The organism is Flavihumibacter sp. CACIAM 22H1 (assembly GCF_001601815.1).
Lineage (GTDB): Bacteria > Bacteroidota > Bacteroidia > Chitinophagales > Chitinophagaceae > Flavihumibacter.
The window spans coordinates 1-17343 of the sequence record NZ_LUKG01000016.1; the positions used below are offsets into that span (position 1 = coordinate 1).

20 protein-coding genes are annotated in these 17343 nt (G+C 46.0%); 15 read left to right on the forward strand and 5 right to left on the reverse strand.

What is annotated here, in order from left to right; all coding sequences use genetic code 11:
- Positions 1–55: 55 nt before the first annotated feature.
- Positions 56–721 carry a DUF2461 domain-containing protein gene (locus A1D16_RS06710; RefSeq protein WP_290708561.1) on the forward strand — a complete coding sequence of 222 codons (666 nt, stop codon included), beginning with the start codon at positions 56–58 and terminating at the stop codon, positions 719–721.
- 49 nt (positions 722–770) lie between these two features.
- Here A1D16_RS06710 and A1D16_RS06715 read toward each other — a convergent pair whose 3' ends face one another.
- A complete protein-coding gene (locus tag A1D16_RS06715; RefSeq protein ID WP_290708562.1) occupies positions 771–1760 on the reverse strand; it encodes an aspartate-semialdehyde dehydrogenase in 990 nt (329 codons plus the stop codon).
- A 231-nt stretch (positions 1761–1991) separates the two neighbouring features.
- Here A1D16_RS06715 and A1D16_RS06720 point away from each other — a divergent pair, with 231 nt between their 5' ends.
- Positions 1992–3692 (forward strand): lamin tail domain-containing protein, encoded by a 1701-nt coding sequence (locus A1D16_RS06720; protein ID WP_290708563.1) that lies wholly within the window; start codon positions 1992–1994, stop codon positions 3690–3692.
- Between the two features lie 12 nt (positions 3693–3704).
- On the opposite strand, the gene A1D16_RS06725 is transcribed toward A1D16_RS06720, so the two are convergent.
- Positions 3705–4631: a PfkB family carbohydrate kinase gene (locus tag A1D16_RS06725; RefSeq protein ID WP_290708564.1), complete on the reverse strand. Its 927-nt coding sequence runs from the start codon at positions 4629–4631 to the stop codon at positions 3705–3707.
- 124 nt (positions 4632–4755) lie between these two features.
- Here A1D16_RS06725 and A1D16_RS06730 point away from each other — a divergent pair, with 124 nt between their 5' ends.
- The 12 genes from A1D16_RS06730 (at position 4756) to A1D16_RS06785 (ending at position 14966) form a co-directional block, all read left to right on the forward strand.
- Positions 4756–5346: a TetR/AcrR family transcriptional regulator gene (locus A1D16_RS06730; RefSeq protein WP_290708565.1), complete on the forward strand. Its 591-nt coding sequence runs from the start codon at positions 4756–4758 to the stop codon at positions 5344–5346.
- 25 nt (positions 5347–5371) lie between these two features.
- A complete protein-coding gene (paaE, locus tag A1D16_RS06735) occupies positions 5372–6454 on the forward strand; it encodes a 1,2-phenylacetyl-CoA epoxidase subunit PaaE (protein WP_290708566.1) in 1083 nt (360 codons plus the stop codon).
- A gap of 52 nt (positions 6455–6506) precedes the next feature.
- The gene (gene paaA / locus A1D16_RS06740; RefSeq protein WP_290708567.1) at positions 6507–7463 is read left to right on the forward strand and encodes a 1,2-phenylacetyl-CoA epoxidase subunit PaaA; all 957 of its coding nucleotides are present in this window, start codon (positions 6507–6509) and stop codon (positions 7461–7463) included.
- Positions 7460–7828 (forward strand): 1,2-phenylacetyl-CoA epoxidase subunit PaaB, encoded by a 369-nt coding sequence (gene paaB, locus A1D16_RS06745; protein ID WP_366206536.1) that lies wholly within the window; start codon positions 7460–7462, stop codon positions 7826–7828. Before paaA ends, paaB begins: the two co-directional genes overlap by 4 nt.
- Before the next feature lie 42 nt (positions 7829–7870).
- The gene (paaC, locus tag A1D16_RS06750; RefSeq protein WP_290708568.1) at positions 7871–8668 is read left to right on the forward strand and encodes a 1,2-phenylacetyl-CoA epoxidase subunit PaaC; all 798 of its coding nucleotides are present in this window, start codon (positions 7871–7873) and stop codon (positions 8666–8668) included.
- Entirely contained in the window at positions 8662–9150 is a 489-nt protein-coding gene (gene paaD, locus A1D16_RS06755) for a 1,2-phenylacetyl-CoA epoxidase subunit PaaD (RefSeq protein ID WP_290708569.1), read from the forward strand. The genes paaC and paaD overlap by 7 nt, the downstream gene beginning before the upstream one ends.
- Positions 9151–9198: 48 nt before the next feature.
- The gene (locus A1D16_RS06760) at positions 9199–9975 is read left to right on the forward strand and encodes an enoyl-CoA hydratase-related protein (RefSeq protein WP_290708570.1); all 777 of its coding nucleotides are present in this window, start codon (positions 9199–9201) and stop codon (positions 9973–9975) included.
- Position 9976: 1 nt separating this feature from the next.
- Entirely contained in the window at positions 9977–10393 is a 417-nt protein-coding gene (gene paaI / locus A1D16_RS06765; RefSeq protein ID WP_290708571.1) for a hydroxyphenylacetyl-CoA thioesterase PaaI, read from the forward strand.
- Between the two features lie 8 nt (positions 10394–10401).
- Positions 10402–10998, forward strand: coding sequence for a transferase hexapeptide repeat family protein (locus A1D16_RS06770; RefSeq protein WP_290708572.1), 597 nt, complete (start codon positions 10402–10404; stop codon positions 10996–10998).
- A gap of 59 nt (positions 10999–11057) precedes the next feature.
- Positions 11058–12062, forward strand: coding sequence for a GTPase ObgE (gene obgE / locus A1D16_RS06775; RefSeq protein WP_290708573.1), 1005 nt, complete (start codon positions 11058–11060; stop codon positions 12060–12062).
- A gap of 10 nt (positions 12063–12072) precedes the next feature.
- Positions 12073–14496 (forward strand): hypothetical protein, encoded by a 2424-nt coding sequence (locus tag A1D16_RS06780; RefSeq protein ID WP_290708574.1) that lies wholly within the window; start codon positions 12073–12075, stop codon positions 14494–14496.
- Positions 14497–14657: 161 nt separating this feature from the next.
- Complete coding sequence (locus A1D16_RS06785) at positions 14658–14966, forward strand: hypothetical protein (RefSeq protein ID WP_290708576.1); 309 nt, start codon at positions 14658–14660, stop codon at positions 14964–14966.
- Here A1D16_RS06785 and A1D16_RS06790 read toward each other — a convergent pair.
- On the reverse strand, positions 14963–15568 hold the full coding sequence (locus A1D16_RS06790; protein ID WP_290708578.1) for a DNA-3-methyladenine glycosylase 2 family protein: 606 nt from the start codon (positions 15566–15568) through the stop codon (positions 14963–14965). The two genes, A1D16_RS06785 and A1D16_RS06790, sit on opposite strands and share 4 nt — an antisense overlap.
- A 28-nt stretch (positions 15569–15596) precedes the next feature.
- Between A1D16_RS06790 and mnmD the strand changes: the two genes are divergently transcribed.
- Complete coding sequence (gene mnmD, locus A1D16_RS06795; protein ID WP_290708579.1) at positions 15597–16265, forward strand: tRNA (5-methylaminomethyl-2-thiouridine)(34)-methyltransferase MnmD; 669 nt, start codon at positions 15597–15599, stop codon at positions 16263–16265.
- 2 nt (positions 16266–16267) lie between these two features.
- Here mnmD and A1D16_RS06800 read toward each other — a convergent pair whose 3' ends face one another.
- Together A1D16_RS06800 and A1D16_RS06805 are read right to left on the reverse strand one after the other, a co-directional pair.
- Positions 16268–16972, reverse strand: coding sequence for a hypothetical protein (locus tag A1D16_RS06800; RefSeq protein WP_290708580.1), 705 nt, complete (start codon positions 16970–16972; stop codon positions 16268–16270).
- A gap of 10 nt (positions 16973–16982) precedes the next feature.
- On the reverse strand, positions 16983–17343 hold a 361-nt coding region (locus A1D16_RS06805), incomplete at its 5' end, for a LytTR family DNA-binding domain-containing protein (RefSeq protein ID WP_290708581.1).

Here is a 17343-nt window from a genome sequence, read left to right on the forward strand (position 1 = left end):
AGACCGATTATTTAATAAAGGCGGAAGTTTATACGGCCATTTAAAATAGCCCGATATGATTCAGACAAGCACCTTATCCTTTCTGAAAGGATTGAAAAAAAATAACGATAAAACCTGGTTTGATGCCAATCGGAAAGCCTATGACGCTGCCAGGAAAGATGTAGAGGCTTTTGTACAATCAATAATTGACGCGCATGCAAAAAAGGATCCTGGCATCGCAGATCTGCAGGCAAAACAATGTATGTTCCGTATTAACCGCGATGTCCGCTTCAGTAAAGACAAATCACCCTATAAAACAAATTTTGGTGCCAGTATAAATGAAGGGGGCAAAAAAGCACTTGCCGGCGGTTATTATATCCACATAGAACCAGGCGCCAGTTTTGCAGGAGGCGGTATTTATATGCCCATGCCCCCGGAACTAAAGAAAGTACGGCAGGAAATTGATTATAATACCGAAGAGTTTGAAGGAATTCTGCAATCAAAAGCCTTTACCTCCATATACGGCGGACTATCAGACGGGGAAGGTATGAAATTATTACGGGTGCCACAGGGTTTTGATAAGGAATCACCTGCGGCAGAATACCTGGTATACAAAAGTTATATAGCAATGGTTAAGTTAACCGACAAGGAATTAACAGATCCTGCCATCGGTAAAAAAATTCTGAAAGCATTTGACGCATTGCAACCCCTGCTTGCTTTTATTAAACGTAGCCTGGAGTAATAAGTAGTAAACAGCCGAACCCGCGCAGAAAGGTTCGGCTGTTGTTTTTTTATAATAAGCCTTTTTGTAGCAGGTATTCTGCTATCTGTACAGCATTGGTGGCTGCACCTTTGCGAAGGTTATCACTTACGATCCACATATTGAGGGTATTCGGCAAGGACTCATCGCGGCGCAGACGCCCTACAAATACCTCGTCTTTTTCATGTGCATCTTTTGGCATGGGGTATTGAGCATTAGCCGGATCATCCACGAGCACAACACCTGGTGCAGCTGCCAGCAGAGAGCGAACCTCAGTAAGTTCAAAATCCTTCTCGAACTCCACGTTCACACTTTCAGAATGGCCGCCCATAACAGGAATTCTTACCGTAGTGGCAGTAACCCGGATAGCATCATCGCGCATGATCTTTTTGGTTTCATTCACCATTTTCATTTCTTCTTTGGTATAGCCATTTTCAAGAAACACATCGATCTGCGGAATTACGTTTAGGTCGATCGGGTACTTATAGGCCATTTCTCCTTCTACTCCCTTCCGTTCATTCATTAATTGGGTAACCGCTTTTACGCCTGTTCCAGTAACGCTTTGGTAGGTAGATACCACCAGTCTTTTGATACCGTACTTTTTATGCAAGGGGTTTAGCGCAACCACCATTTGTATAGTAGAACAATTGGGATTAGCAATAATTTTATCCTTGGCAGTTAATATATCTGCATTCAATTCTGGTACTACCAGCGGTTTGGTAGGGTCCATTCTCCAGGCAGAGGAATTGTCAATAACAGTAATACCTGCTTCGGCAAATTTGGGAGCCCATTCAAGGGAAGTACTTCCCCCGGCAGAAAATATTGCTACCGCGGGTTTGGCCGCAATGGCATCCGTCATGCTAACTACTTTGAATTTTTTTCCCTGGTATTCAACTTCCTTACCTACGGATTTTTCGGAGGCTACGGGAATCAATTCAGTGAGCGGAAATTTCCGCTCAGCTAACACCTGTAACATTTTGGTACCCACCAATCCGGTGGCACCCACTACTGCGACTTTCATTGCGTTTTTGCTTGCATTTGGTTATAAAAAAAAGCCTCCCCGTTCTGGGAAGGCCTGTGTTATTTTGTGAACATATACGAGATCACACACCTTCCATCTGTGGGAGCTGTTTTTTGGTCTTCGTTGTATGTTTCATGTTATTCATGGAGCACGAAATTAATGCGTGGGGTTTTTTCACCCAAAAAAATATTTCCGGTTGACTTTACCAGAGCAGCTTATTAGTTTTGAAACATGTGGAAATGGATGCTGTGCTGGATGAGTTTACTGAATGCGGAAAACCTTGCTGCACAAGGCTTTCCGGTGGCTATATCGGAGCTTATGGGAGATCCTCTTCCCAGTATTGGATTACCCTCCGAAGAATATATTGAGCTAACAAATGTTAGCGATAAACCGATAAATATCAGCGGATGGATGATCTCCAACCACCTTACACAAAGCAGGCTGCCGGACAGTTTAGTTATTGCACCCGGTGAATACCTGTTGCTCTGTCCAGGCCGGGCAATTGATTTATTCCAGGAATTTGGCCGTTGCATTGGTCTTCGCCCCTTTCCTGTTATATCAAATGCTGGCGATACCATTTTGCTTTATGATAATGCAGCAAAACTTATGCATGCAGTTGCGTATACACCCGCTCTTTTTACTACCGATCAGGCAACCGGTGGCTGGTCGCTCGAACTGGTAAATACAGCCTATGCCTGCCAGCAGACCGGTAATTGGGCACCCAGCAGCAATAGCAGGGGAGGCAGCCCCGGTATGCCCAATGCGCAGGATACAGAATGGTTTGAAGCAGTGCAGCCCCAAGCTATAAATGCCTGGGGTTCTAGCGACAGTACTGTTCGTATCTTGTTTTCAGCTGCTGTTAACCAGGCTGCAGCTGAAAGGCCCGGGAACTACCGATTTAAAGAAGATCTTAAAGCGATAAAGGCAAGAATAGTTGCCCCGTTTGGCAGGGAGGTAGAGCTATTGCTCAATAAAGAAATGAAGAAGGAACAGATATACAGCCTAACGGTAACCGGTATGGGAGCCTGTGCTGAGCAGCCGGCAACAACCGGTATTGAATATACTTTATCGGTTGGGCTGGCCGATGCCGGAGAAAAAACGGTTCGGATCAACGAAATTCTTTTTGATCCTGCACCGGGGGGTAAAACCTATGTAGAACTGCTGCATGCGGGAAACGGGCCGGTTAATCTGGCGAGGCTGCAGGTAGGTAGCCGTGGCAGTAACGGGCGCTTATCGAGGCTGCGCAGCTTAGTGCCCTCCACAAGGTTTTTATACCCCGGGGAATACCTTGTAGTATCAGAAAGTGTAGGCTGGGTAAAACAGCAGTTCCATGTAAAATTTCCAGCCCGTTTAGTTGAATCGAAGGCGCTTCCTCCCCTTTCCATCACCTCTGGACAGCTGGTATTGGTGGAGGAAGACAGCAGCTTGCTGGATGAGCTCCATTATTCTGCCGACTGGCACCATCCTCAGCTGCGTAACAAGAAAAACATTGCCCTTGAGCGAAAAGAAATTACGCAGGAAACACAGCAACCCGATAACTGGAGTTCGGCGGCTATGCATGCAGGTTATGGAACGCCCGGTTACCAAAATTCACAAAGCGGGGAACTGGCAGGGGCGGATAATTTTTTCCTGGAAACAGAAGGCTTTAGTCCGGATGGCGATGGCATACAGGATATTTGTACCATTTTTTACCGGTTCAGGCAGGCGGGTAGTTTAACCAGTATCCGGATCTATGACCGCCGGGGAATATTAAAAAGGGTATTGGTAAATAATGTGATTAGCGCAGCAGCGGGAAAATTTTTATGGGATGGAACGGATGCGCATGGTCATAAGCTGCCAAGCGGCCTGTACCTGTTGATTGCCGACACCTGGCATCGTTCGGGAAAAACAAAACGTTACCGGATGGCGGTAACGTTGGGGAGGAAATATTGATAACAGGATAATTTATTCTGCCAGCTTAATTTCAAAATTTACCAGGTTTACAAATTGCTGGATGCGATCATCAATCTGCTCTGCAGAAATTTCTTTCATGCGGGTTGTTCCGAATTTCTCCACGCAGAAAGAAGCAAGGGCAGAACCTTTGATGATGGCAGTTTTCATATTATTGAAGGAAATATCGCGGGTAGCGGCAAGGTGTCCAACAAAGCCACCGGCAAAGGTATCGCCGGCACCAGTGGGGTCAAATACTTCTTCCAAAGGCAGGGCAGGAGCAAAAAACACGTCTTTTTCGTGGAAAAGCAAGGCACCGTGTTCGCCTTTTTTGATGACCAGAAAGCGGGGGCCCATTTTCAGGATTTCTTTGGCCGCTTTTACCAGGGAGAACTGGCCACTTAACTGGCGCGCTTCGCTGTCATTTACCATTAGTACGTCCACTTCTTTCAGCACAATTTCCAGGTCTTGCATAGCAGAATCCATCCAGAAATTCATGGTATCCATCACAATTAGTTTGGGACGGGTCTTCATTTGGCGGATAACGCTCAGTTGAAGGCTTGGCATCAGGTTGCCCAGCATCAGAAACTCCGAACCCTGGTAGGAATCGGGCACTTTAGGGTTAAACCCGGCCAGCACATTCAGCTGGGTATCCAGGGTGTCGCGGGTATTCATATCCATATGGTATTTGCCCGCCCAGAAAAACGATTTTTCATCCTGTTTTATTTCCACCCCATCCAGCTGTACACCCCTTGCCTGAAGTGCTTCCAGTTCCTCTTTTGGAAAATCATACCCGATTACGGAAATCTGGTTAACAGGCTGTACAAAATTAGAAGCAGCGTACGCTACATAGGTTGCGGATCCACCAATGATCTGACCACTTTTTCCGAAAGGTGTTTCAATAGCATCAAATGCCATTGTTCCTACTACAATTAAAGACATACTAGTTTTTGAAGAGTTGAGAGTTTTGCGGCACCGCCCGGGTGGCACCCGGGCGGTGCCGCAAAAGTACCCGTTTTTTTGAATTGATGCGCTAACGCTTGTTCGTATGTATATTTGGGGTCATATGGCGAAGATTAAAAGCAAAAACAATGGCACCAAAAAGGAAGTAATCGTAGAAGCGGCCACCCGCCTCTTTCGGGAAAAAGGCTTTAAAGCCGCTTCTATGCGAGATCTTGCAGAAGCTGTAGGTGTGGAAGCTGCCAGCCTTTACAACCATATACAGTCGAAAGAAGAGCTGTTGCAGGAAATCTGCTTCAAGGTAGCCAATACCTTTACGCACCATATTGATACAATTGAAGCAGGTAACCTGCCCGTTATACGGAAAGTGGAAGCCCTGCTCCGGTTCCATATCCGGCAAATGATTGAACAATACGAATTGGTGCTGGTAGCTGATCGCGACTGGAAACACCTCTCCGACCCGTATTTATCGAATTTCCATAACCAACGCAGAACCTATCGGAAACGGCTTGCCGGTATTATCGAAGCAGGCATCGAAACCGGAGAAATAAAGCAGGTAGATGCACCCACTGTTGTGCTGATTATGCTGCATGCTGTCAATGGTATTGAAAGCTGGCATCGCAGTAAAGAAAAAATTTCAGCCAAACAACTGGAAGAAAATATGGTGCTGATTATGATTGAAGGCCTGAAAGCCTGACCAGTAAACGATTTGAACGCTTGTTATGTCTATCCATTTCCACCCGCTGACCATCAGCGATATCCGTGCTGAAACCAGCCATTGTATTTCCATCGCCTTTGCCGTTCCGGATGAATTAAAGGAGCAGTTTCAATTTCGGGAGGGGCAATCGCTCACCCTTCGCAGTTTTATTAATGGAGAAGAGGTACGACGCTCCTACAGTATATGCAGCTCTCCCCTGGAAAAGGAATGGAGAATAGCCGTGAAATTGATCCCAAACGGCAAATTCTCCAGCTTTGCCCACACCATATTGAAAAAAGGTGATCAACTGGAGGTATTGCCGCCCACCGGAAAATTTTATACCCCACTTAATCCGGCAGCAAAAAAAGAATATGTTGCCTTTGCAGCGGGCAGCGGCATCACCCCTATTCTTTCGATCATAAAAACGGTATTGGCAACAGAGCCCGATAGCGGGTTTACGCTGATCTACGGAAACCGTAACCGGGCATCCATTATCTTCCGCGAGCAACTGGAAGCCCTCAAAAACCAATACATGAACCGCTTCCGGCTCATTCATATCCTGAGCCGCGAAAAAACCGACGCGCCAATCCATACGGGGCGGATCGATGCGGAAAAATGTGAAGCGCTCGGAAATGGCCTGCTTAACTGGAACCAGATTAACAGCTATTTTCTCTGCGGGCCGGAAGACATGATCTTTACTGTCCGCAATTTTCTGCAGTCCAAAGGTGTTTCCCCGGCATCCATTCATTTTGAACTCTTTGCCTCACCCGGACAAAAAGCAACGCCCGGCCCCGGGCAGGATACCGCCGCTGCGAATGCTGGCCCAATGGCCGCTGTTACGCTGAAAGTAGATGGCCGCTCCATAGAATTAACCGTACCATATGAAGGTACTGCCATCCTGGATGCTGCATTACAAGCCGGTGCGGATTTACCCTATGCCTGCAAAGGCGGAGTGTGCGCTACCTGCCGGGCGAAACTGGTGGAAGGAGAAGTAACCATGGATACAAATTACGCCCTGGAGCCGGAAGAAGTCCGCGCCGGGTTTATTTTAACCTGCCAAAGTCATCCCAGAACCCCCAACCTGTTGATAGATTTCGATCAGAAATAAAGCATACGCTAACGTTTGTTAGTTTTTTAGGTTTAATTCGCTAATTTTAACTATGGAAAAAAATGGTACCATCCAGCTGGAAACGATTTTCCAGGATCGGATTGATCAGGAAATCCGCATAGAGCCGAAGGATTGGATGCCGGACAAATACCGGCAAACGCTGATCCGGCAGATTTCACAGCATGCCCATAGTGAAATAGTAGGAATGCTGCCCGAAGGAAACTGGATAACAAGAGCTCCTTCCCTGAAGCGAAAAGCAACCCTTATTGCAAAAGTACAGGACGAAGCCGGTCATGGCCTCTACCTCTACAGTGCTGCAGAAACCCTGGGTATTAGCCGGGCAGAAATGATTAACCAGCTACATAGTGGAAAAGCCAAGTATTCCAGCATTTTCAACTATCCAACTCTCACCTGGGCCGATATTGGTGCCATCGGATGGCTGGTAGATGGCGCAGCTATTATGAACCAGGTTCCCCTGTGTCGTACCTCTTACGGGCCTTATGCAAGGGCCATGGTGCGTATATGTAAAGAAGAAAGCTTCCATCAGCGCCAGGGTTTTGAAATTCTACTGACCCTAAGCAGAGGTACGGACGCTCAAAAAGCTATGTGCCAGGATGCCATAAACAGGTGGTGGTGGCCAAGCGTAATGATGTTTGGCCCCTCCGATGAGGCATCTCCTCATACTGCGCAGAGTATGCGCTGGAAAATTAAGCGATTTACCAATGATGAGCTCCGCCAGAAATTCGTGGATATCTGTGCAGAACAGGTAAAAATATTGGAGATGCACTTACCAGATCCGGATTTAAAATGGAATGAAAAAAGGGGGCACTATGATTTTGGCCCCATAAACTGGGATGAATTCTGGCAGGTTATCGGAGGTAATGGCCCTTGTAACAAAGAACGCCTGGCAGCAAGAATAAAAGCACATGAAGACGGCGCCTGGGTAAGAGAAGCCGCCAGCGCTTTTGCAGCAAAACAACAACAGAAACAAAAGGCAGCAGTAGCATGAAGACTTATTTAACTAAACAGTTCTACGGCGATTACGGCGATCGGGAATCGGTTAAAGAAAGCTCGGGAATAGCAGCCGATTCCGCCCGCGACTGGCCATTATGGGAAGTATTCGTCAGGAGTAAAATGGGCTTAGACCATAAACACGTAGGCAGTTTACACGCAGCCGATGCCAGGATGGCTATTGAAAATGCCCGCGATGTTTATACACGCCGGCAGGAAGGAATCAGTATATGGGTAGTAGAAAGCAGGCATATTCATGCATCCAATCCGGATGACGCAGCCAGCTTTTATGACCCCGCAGACGATAAAGTTTACCGCCATCCAACATTTTATGAGTTACCCGATGAGCTGAAAGCCATGTGAGGAAACAAATTAACCAGTCCGTTTTCACCTTTTATTTTTTCCATGTTTCTACTTTCCCTTCATATGGCTGATGACGCATTGCTGCTGGGACATCGCAACAGCGAATGGACCGGTCATGGGCCAAATCTTGAACAGGATATTGCCATTTCCAATATTGCACTTGACCAGATCGGCCAAGCCAGGAATTTTTATCAATATGCCGCCCTGCAGTTCAATGAGAACAGAAACGCCTACGCACCCTTGCTACAATCGCCGGCATTCAGGCAGGTTTCCGGCAGCATAGACGAAGACAACCTGGCTTACCTGCGCAATGCCAATGAATTCAAGAACCACCTGCTGGTTGAATTGAACAGGGGAGATTGGGCATTTACCATTGTACGGCAATTTTTTATCAGCGCCTATCAACAGCTGCTTTATACCGATCTTCAAAAAGGCACCAATAAACAATTGGCTGCCATTGCGGAAAAATCACTCAAAGAACTCAGTTATCATGTACGTTGGAGTGGAGAGTGGGTGATTCGCCTGGGAGATGGTACAGAAGAAAGTAATCGCCGGATAATAAATGCGGTTGACCAACTGTGGCCATATACCGGCGAACTGTTTTTACCGGCCGATTTTCAACAAATGGCCGCAGAGCAAGGCATCCTTACCGACCCGGCTTCTTACCGGCAAAACTGGCTGGAAAAAATTCAGGAGGCATTTGCGCAGGCAGGCTTACCTATACCTTCGAACAACTGGTGGCAAAAAGGAGGAAAACAGGGCATACATACCGAACACCTGGGTTACCTGCTGGCCGAAATGCAATACCTTCAGCGCAGTTATCCCGGTTCAGTATGGTAGTAACAAATACTATATGGAAATTATTGGAAGAAATAACAGACCCGGAAGTACCGGTTCTTTCCATAGTAGACCTGGGTATTGTACGTGCCGTAAATGAAAAAGATAATGGCATAGAAGTAACGATTACGCCAACTTATTCCGGCTGTCCGGCTATGGACCTCATTGCTCAACAAATCAGGCTGCAATTAAGCAGCCATGGATTTGCGCCGGTATCTGTTAAAACAATCCTTTCGCCTGCATGGACAACCGAATGGATGACAGAAGCAGGAAAAGAAAAATTACGGGCATACGGAATAGCGCCGCCCAACCCCAAACAGCAGGTATGTACACCGGATTTTTTTCAGCAGGAAGAGGCCGTACAATGCCCGCATTGCCGATCGCACCGAACACATCGAATCAGCGAGTTTGGTTCCACTGCCTGTAAAGCTCTTTACCGATGTGATGATTGCCAGGAACCATTTGATTATTTCAAATGTCATTAACTCAGCCAAGTACTATAATTTAATAGGTTTGTACCAGAATTAAACACTATGGCTGAATCTATCCTTTTTGCAATAGAGTCCGGAATTGGCAGTATTACCTTAAATCGACCGGATAAACTCAATGCCTTTAACCGTGAAATGGCCCTTGCACTGCAGGCCGTGCTGAAGGAATGCGAATCAGAAACGGTTCGTTGCGTTTACATTACGGGGGCAGGAAAAGCATTTTCAGCGGGCCAGGACCTGTCGGAAGTAACCGATCCGGATGGGCCGGGTATGGCAAGGATCCTGTCTGAACATTATAACCCGATAGTAATGGCTATCCGCCACCTGAAAAAACCGGTAGTGGCTGCAGTAAATGGAGTAGCTGCCGGTGCGGGTGCTAATCTTGCCCTGGGTTGCGATATTGTGGTAGCCACCCGGTCTGCCAGTTTTATTCAGGCTTTTTCCAAAATCGGGCTGATACCCGACAGCGGGGGAACCTTTTATTTACCCAGGCTCATCGGCCACCAGAAAGCCAGTGCTTTAATGTTACTCGGAGATAAGGTTCCTGCCGAAGAAGCTGAACGCCTGGGTATGATTTATAAATATTTTGAGGACGATAGTTTTCAAAAAGAGGCTCGGCAAATTGCCACTACTCTTGCCGCTATGCCTACCATTGCATTAGCATACACCAAGAAAGCCCTGCAATGGTCCTTTACACATACCTTAATTGAACAGTTGGCAAATGAAGACAAATTACAACAACGTGCAGCCAAAACGATAGATTTTAAGGAAGGGGTGCAGGCATTCCTGGAAAAAAGACAACCGGACTTTAAAGGCAGATAATATGGAAAAATCGTCCTTTCAAATAATAACCGAGCAGCTGTTGAAGCAGGATGCATTCAGCCAGTGGTTAGGAATTGAATTGCTTGAGATAAGGGAAGGTTACAGCCGCATAAAAATGACGGTGCGTAAAGAAATGGTAAACGGATTTGGTATAGCACATGGAGGAATTGCTTTTTCGCTGGCCGACAGTGCATTTGCCTTCGCCTGCAATAACCGCAATAATTTATCGGTAGCGTTAGATACTTCCATAACCTTTACCAAAGCGGTGCAGGTGGCAGATGTGCTTACGGCAGAAGCCACTGAAATTCATAACGGCAGAAGCACGGGCGTTTATTCAATTAGTGTATACAACCAGCAACAGGTTCTGGTGGCAGCATTCAGAGGAACCTGTTTTCGGACTGGGAAAAAACATGTTTAAACCAGCGTATGTTTTACTCATTTAAAGGATTTAAACCAGTGGTGGATCCGGGGTCTTTTGTGCACCCCCAGGCTTGTATAACCGGAAACGTACTGATTGGAAAGAATTGTTATATCGGGCCGGGGGCTGCAATTCGTGGAGATTGGGGCGGTATTATCCTGGAAGATGGTTGCAATGTGCAGGAAAACTGCACCATTCACATGTTTCCGGGTTATACTGTAGTATTAAAGGCTGGTGCACATATCGGGCATGGCGCTATTATTCATGGAGCAACCATTGGCAAAAACTGCCTGGTTGGTATGAATGCAGTAATAATGGACAGGGTTGTTTTGGGCGATGAATCCATCGTGGGCGCCCTTAGTTTTGTAAAAGAAGGCATGATTATACCGCCCAGAAGCCTGTTGGTTGGAAATCCGGCCAAACGAATTAAAGAGGTTACGGATGAAATGCTGAACTGGAAAACCAGGGGTACCGCCCTCTACCAGGCATTACCCAAGGAGTTGCTGGAAGAAAGTGAACCCTGTGACCCGCTGCAAGAACTGCCCGCCGACCGCCCCGATCAGGCTGTTCTTTTAGAAACCTGGAAGCGATTTCAGCCAGAATAAGCCCATAAAACTGCCTTAGCCCAAATAGGATTACCTTCGCGTTTTTAATATCGAATAACGTGTCAGAGAAATCGAATTTTGTAGACCAGATCAAGATCTTTTGCCGCAGTGGGCATGGCGGGGCCGGAAGCAAACACTTCATGCGCACCAAATTCAATCCCAAAGCCGGACCCGATGGCGGTGACGGCGGGCGTGGAGCGCATATTATTCTGAGAGGGAATAAAAATCTGTGGACCCTGTTGCACCTGCGTTACCATAAAAACATATTGGCAGAAAATGGCGAAAGCGGAAGTGGGAATAACTCCTCCGGCCGTAGCGGTAAGGATATCTATATCGACGTTCCGCTCGGAACCATTGCATTTGATGAAGAAACAGGTGAAAAAGAGGCCGAGATCCTGGAAGACGGACAGGAAATTATTCTTATGAAAGGCGGACGTGGTGGACTGGGTAATGCCCGATTTGCCACCCCTACCAACCAGGCACCTGAACATGCCCAACCCGGCGAACCCGGTGAGGAAGGGTTTAAAATACTGGAACTAAAGGTACTGGCTGATGTAGGACTGGTTGGTTTTCCGAATGCGGGTAAATCAACCCTGTTAAGTGTGCTGACGGCTGCCAAACCTAAAATCGCCGATTATGCATTTACCACTATCAATCCGCAGCTGGGTATGGTGGAATACCGCGACGGGAGATCGTTCTGCATTGCCGACCTACCCGGAATAATTGAGGGTGCCGCCGAAGGAAGAGGATTGGGCCACCGTTTTCTGCGTCATATAGAGCGCAACTCTGCACTCCTGTTCCTGCTGCCGGCCGATAGCAAAGATCACCGGAAAGAATTTGACATTCTGCTAAATGAACTGAGCGAATACAATCCGGAAATGCTCGAAAAGGATATGGTAATCGCCATCAGTAAAAGTGATATGCTCGACGATGAACTCAAAGCAGCCATCAGCAAAGAATTACCAACAGACATACCACATCTTTTCATATCTTCTGTGGCCCAACAGGGGTTACGCGAATTGAAAGACCTGCTTTGGCAAATTCTGAACAGGCCGGTTGATTAAACCTTCACCTATGCGAAAAGGAAGCATTTTTCTGACCATACGCAGTAGAAAATACCCGGCACTTCGCTTCCTTTCCAACCTGATGCGCTGCTGCTGGCTTTTTTTTCCCTCATTGGTCTTTATTATGCTGGCCATGCTGGTATTTTCGCAACTGAGCCAGGGGCGCGACATATTGATATCGTTCACCGAAACAGCCGGCAGTTTTGGACATGTGCTCTTCGCAAAGCTCATATTTTTAATTGCAATCTTTTTTTGGGTATATGTAAGCTGGTATTCTTCCAGGATGGTTGGTTATATTAAAGAATACCAGCACCGCGAAGCGGTTCGTATTATTGATCCGGTACTAAGTGATGAAAAATATGAATCGCTGTACGCCATGGAACTCCGCTTCCTGGAACGTTTTCCCCGGATAATCGGTTATAGCTGCTTGTTAGTTGTAATGGTTGTTATCAGCTTACTGCTATACCCCGATAGCTGGATCAACCAACAACCCTTTTTATTACTGATAGGACTTGCAGTATTGGTATGGCTTACGGACAGATGGCTGATCCGAAAAACAGCCCGGCCGGGCATATCAGCTACACTCAGGAATATTGCCTGGGTATTATTTGCCCTGGTTATATTACTTACTATTCTCTTTGTTAAGCTAGAACTGTTCCGGCAGTTCCCGTATATATTATTATTGCTTTTTTTATTGCTGGTACTCTATATGCTGTATATAAATGTGCGGCGCCAGCACATGAACCGGCTCGAGAAAGAAGCGCAGCGTTCTACCAGGATCCACCCGGTAAAACCATGGGAAAAACTGGTAGAGGCTGGCATGAACTACCTGCGCCTTCCCAGAGAAGAAAAAAACTATTTTGCCATTTTTAACCTGGTAGGTATTATTGGCTTGTTCTTTTATTTACTGGCAATAAATTCTTTATCCGCCAGTGTGCAAATGGGGCCCTTTGCTGTTGTTTTACTGGCTTTTGCCGTTTTACTTGGGTTTGGTAATTTACTTTCTGCCCTGTCCTGCAAATACCAGTTAAATGTACATTTCATAATTTTTCTGCTGGCCGCTTTTTTACCTACACCAGATCATCATATTGTACGCACCGCTTCATTGTCTGAACGAACCATTGATCCAACCATTTATGCGAAGCGCCAGCATTTATCCGAATATTTTTACCACTGGTTGAAGAACCGGCCTGAAATAGATAACATGGCAACCTATGACCTGAACCTGGTATTGGCTAACGGGGGTGCATCAAGGTCTGCTTATTGGGTAGCCACTGTTCTGGGAAAACTGGAAGATGCATCCCTGACTGATCCGCGGGGACGATTCTCCCGCCACTTATTTTGTTTATCCGGTACTTCCGGCGGAGCATTGGGTATCTCAAATTTTTACGCTACGCTTTTACACCAGCAGGAAAAACAAGCCGTACGTGGATTCGAAGAATCTGGTCGTAATTTTTTGCGCCAGGACTTCCTGAGTTTTACACTTGCCAGGATGATGGGCCCTGATTTTTTCAACTATATTCCCTTATTAAATAAGATTGTACCAAATGAAGATCGGGCAGAGGCACTGGAACTGGCTATTGAACGGGCTACGGACGATTCCTATTACCGGGTAGGGTTTGATAGTACCTGGTTTGATCAATGTCTTACACAAAGCGGCAAATCACATAACCTGCCCATTTTGTTTATTAATACTACCCGCGTAAAAGATGGAAGTCCGGGAATAGTTTCTAATATTCATATCTCTCCCAATATTTTTAACCGGCGGGTGGATGTTGCAGGGTTGTTATCCACGGATCAAACCATGCGCTTAAGCACGGCCGCAATCCTGGGTGCCCGGTTTCCTTATATAAGTCCGGCTGGCCGTATAAATCAGCCAAAAAAACCTTCTCCTGAAAATGGCGCCGATACAATTAGGGCTCATTATTTTGTAGATGGAGGGTATTTCGATAACTCCGGCGCCGGTGCTGTACAGGAAATGATCCGCACTCTCTTGATGCTTGCCGGCAATAGTAAAGATCCGCTTATCCGCCAGCGGGCTGCCAAACTAAAAATTCGCGTCCTGCATATTACCAACAGTCCACAGGGTACTGTTCCGCTAAAGCCGATCGGCCCCTTCGTAAACGATGTCTTATCACCCTTATTAACCATAACCGGTGCCTTTGATATGCAAACAACGGTGAATGATCAGCGGTTTATCACCTATATGAATGACTTAAAAAGCCTGCCCGGGTCGGGGCCATTTCATTCATTTGATTATATCCCTCTTCATCTTTATAATGATCCGGCGATACCTGCCGATACCCTTTCGAAAGGACCTTATGTAATGAACTGGTTTATTTCTGACAGTGTTCGAAATCAGATGGACCGACGTTTATTGAAACAACCCCGGCTGGATTTATTAATAAAAGAGTATTCAGCCCAAAACAGGTGAGGATTTGATAATATTGAATTAATTTACCAGTAACCTGCGGCTGCTAGCTTAGTGGTATGAAAAGATCTGGGGCTATACAAAAATTGGGGCTGTTAGCAATAACTTGTATTGTACTGTCCTGCATTTCTCCGCACGGAAGCCATGCGCAGGAAAAGAAATCCATGCGTAATAAAGATTCGGTGATTGCCGCAATCGACTACCTCTATTCAGAGGATGGAAAACTCCATTTCAAAGCGCATTATAGCAGCACTAAAAAGGAGAAAACTACTTTGTACGTCCGCGACAAAGAAGGGGAGTTGGTATACCAGGATAGATTAACCGGAATGAAGGCGCAAAAAATCTATATAATTCCGTCCGATTGTTCCAGTGAACTGGTATTTGAATGGGTTAAACCACAACGAATTCTATTGAAGAAATTTATTGTTTCGCGTGCCGAAACAACAGAAATAACCGTACAAAAATTGAATTAAACAGCCGGGCCGTTATCCTTCCATTTCCACAAATGGATGCAGGCATATGTTCGATAAGGCGACCATTTTTTAGCTATTTTCTGCATTTTCTCCTTAAATGCTTTTTTATCCGTATCGTCCAGCTTGTATAATTTTTTCATGGCCATCTGAATACCCAGGTCATCTACGGCAAATACATCTTCCCTACCCATCGCAAACATCAGCAACATTTCTACGGTCCACCTGCCAACTCCTTTTATCTGGGTCAGGTAGCTGATGATCTCTTCGTTCGACAACTTATCCAGTTTCTTCCATTCCATACCCTGTTCAAGGGCAAACCGGGCAACATTTTGAATATAATTTACCTTGGCGTTCGACAGCCCGATGCCCCTTAGTGTTTCGAAGGGGGTATCAAGAATTTGCTGGGGTACCGGCAGGGCTCCTTCATAAAGCGCCAAAAATCGCTGTTTAATAACAGCTGCTACTTTTACGGAAAGCTGCTGGCTCATTATAGAGCTGCAGAGATAAAAATCAATTCGTTTTTGTTTTTTCAATTCATACGGGTTGCCATCCAGGATAGATGCCATCTTCTTATCAAGGGAAAGTTGCGTTAAATAGGCCATACCCGAATGTAGTAATTAACTTTACTGCATGGAAAGATTAATTCAGGTTACCGCAGATGGCAGCCCTACCATTGCCATTCCTGACATGCAGGTTACCTATCACTCCAAACATGGAGCTGTGCAGGAATCCATGCATGTATTTATTGAAGCCGGTTTACGCTATCAGCAAAAAAGGAAAGATGGTGCTTTGCATATTTTGGAAATGGGTTTTGGTACCGGCCTGAATGCCTTACTGACATTGGTGGAGAACCGCCCTTGGCCTGTCTATTACGAAAGCCTCGAAACCTTTCCACTGGAACCTGAACTGGTTAATGCATTGGATTACGGCGACGTACTTCAAGAGCCTGCTGCCACCCGATTATTACAGCAATTACATGATGCCAGCTGGCAGGAATGGGTACCCATTTCACCCAGTTTTCAGCTTTATAAACGTAAAGAAGACCTGCTTGATTTTCAGCCGGCAGGGTTCTACGATATCATCTATTTTGATGCCTTTGCACCCACGGCGCAGCCGGCCTTATGGACAGCACCCGTTTTTAAAAAACTGGAGCAATGCATGCATACCGATGCTGTGCTGGTTACCTATTGCAGCAAAGGTGAGGTAAGGCGGGCAATGACAGCCGCCGGACTTCAGGTAGAAAAAATTCCTGGCCCCCCGGGCAAACGGGAAATGGTTCGGGCATTCAAAACCAATTGATGTCAAAGGAAAAAACCGGCACGGATGGCAAGGCGGCGATAGGTTGTTTCAAACTTATCCAGCCCCCTTTCAGAGCTTGTTTTCTGGTAACGGTAGCCCATGCTAAGTAAGAAACCCGCAGACCGGTTAAAGGGAATTTTTACGCCTAGTCCGGCAGCGTATAACAGGCCGCCTTTAAAATCTTCGCCATTAGGTGCGTTTTGGGTAATATTGGCACCATACCCTGCATCGATAAAATAAAAAGGAAGCACTGTTCCTTTGGAACTGAGATCACCCCGGAAGCTGGCAAATAATGGAACAACAGTTTGGGTAGCATACAGATCTACTCCCGTTCCAAAACCTACCATGGCTGCCTGACTGAATTTATAGCCATTAATGGTTTGAAAAGAAAAGGCGGCGGTGGTTACACCAGCTACCGTAGTTTTTCCGGCAACGAGGGGTCCGAGTTCTGTAAAATGTGCAAACCCTTTTGATTTATAATGAAGGTTACGGAATCGATTCTCCGATTTAATTTCCAGGATCTCTGCTTTGCTGAATTTCCAAACTGTGCCATCCTGCACCTGTATACCTGCCTGCTGATCGTTGTTTTCCAGGATTTTTCCCCGAATGATGCTACCATTTTTCAAATACAGAACATCCTCTTTTTTCCCCTGGCCAAACGAACTAAAACAAAATAGAGAGAAGAAAAAAATCGGTAAAAATTTCATAGATCAAAATTTAGCTTTCTGCCCACTCCCTGAATGCCGGCACCCGTTCTCTGCTAACGATGAGTTCATCTAAACTGGAACCTGCTTTTACATTTAGTTTCAGGCGGCTGTTGATATAAGGTTTTATGTGTTGAATAGCAGATGCCTGTACAATAATGCTTCTGTTGAGCCGGAAAAACTGCCGGGGATCCAGCATTTGTTCCAGCGTTTCAAGTCGATGATCTACCAGATAACGTGTACCGTCATGCGCATTTAAATATACTATTTTATTGTCAGCTGAAAAGTAGGCTATATCAGCAGTATCTACAAAAAAACTTCGGTTTCCGATCCTGGCCAGGAACCTCGATTTATAGGATCGGGTGGCAGGAATG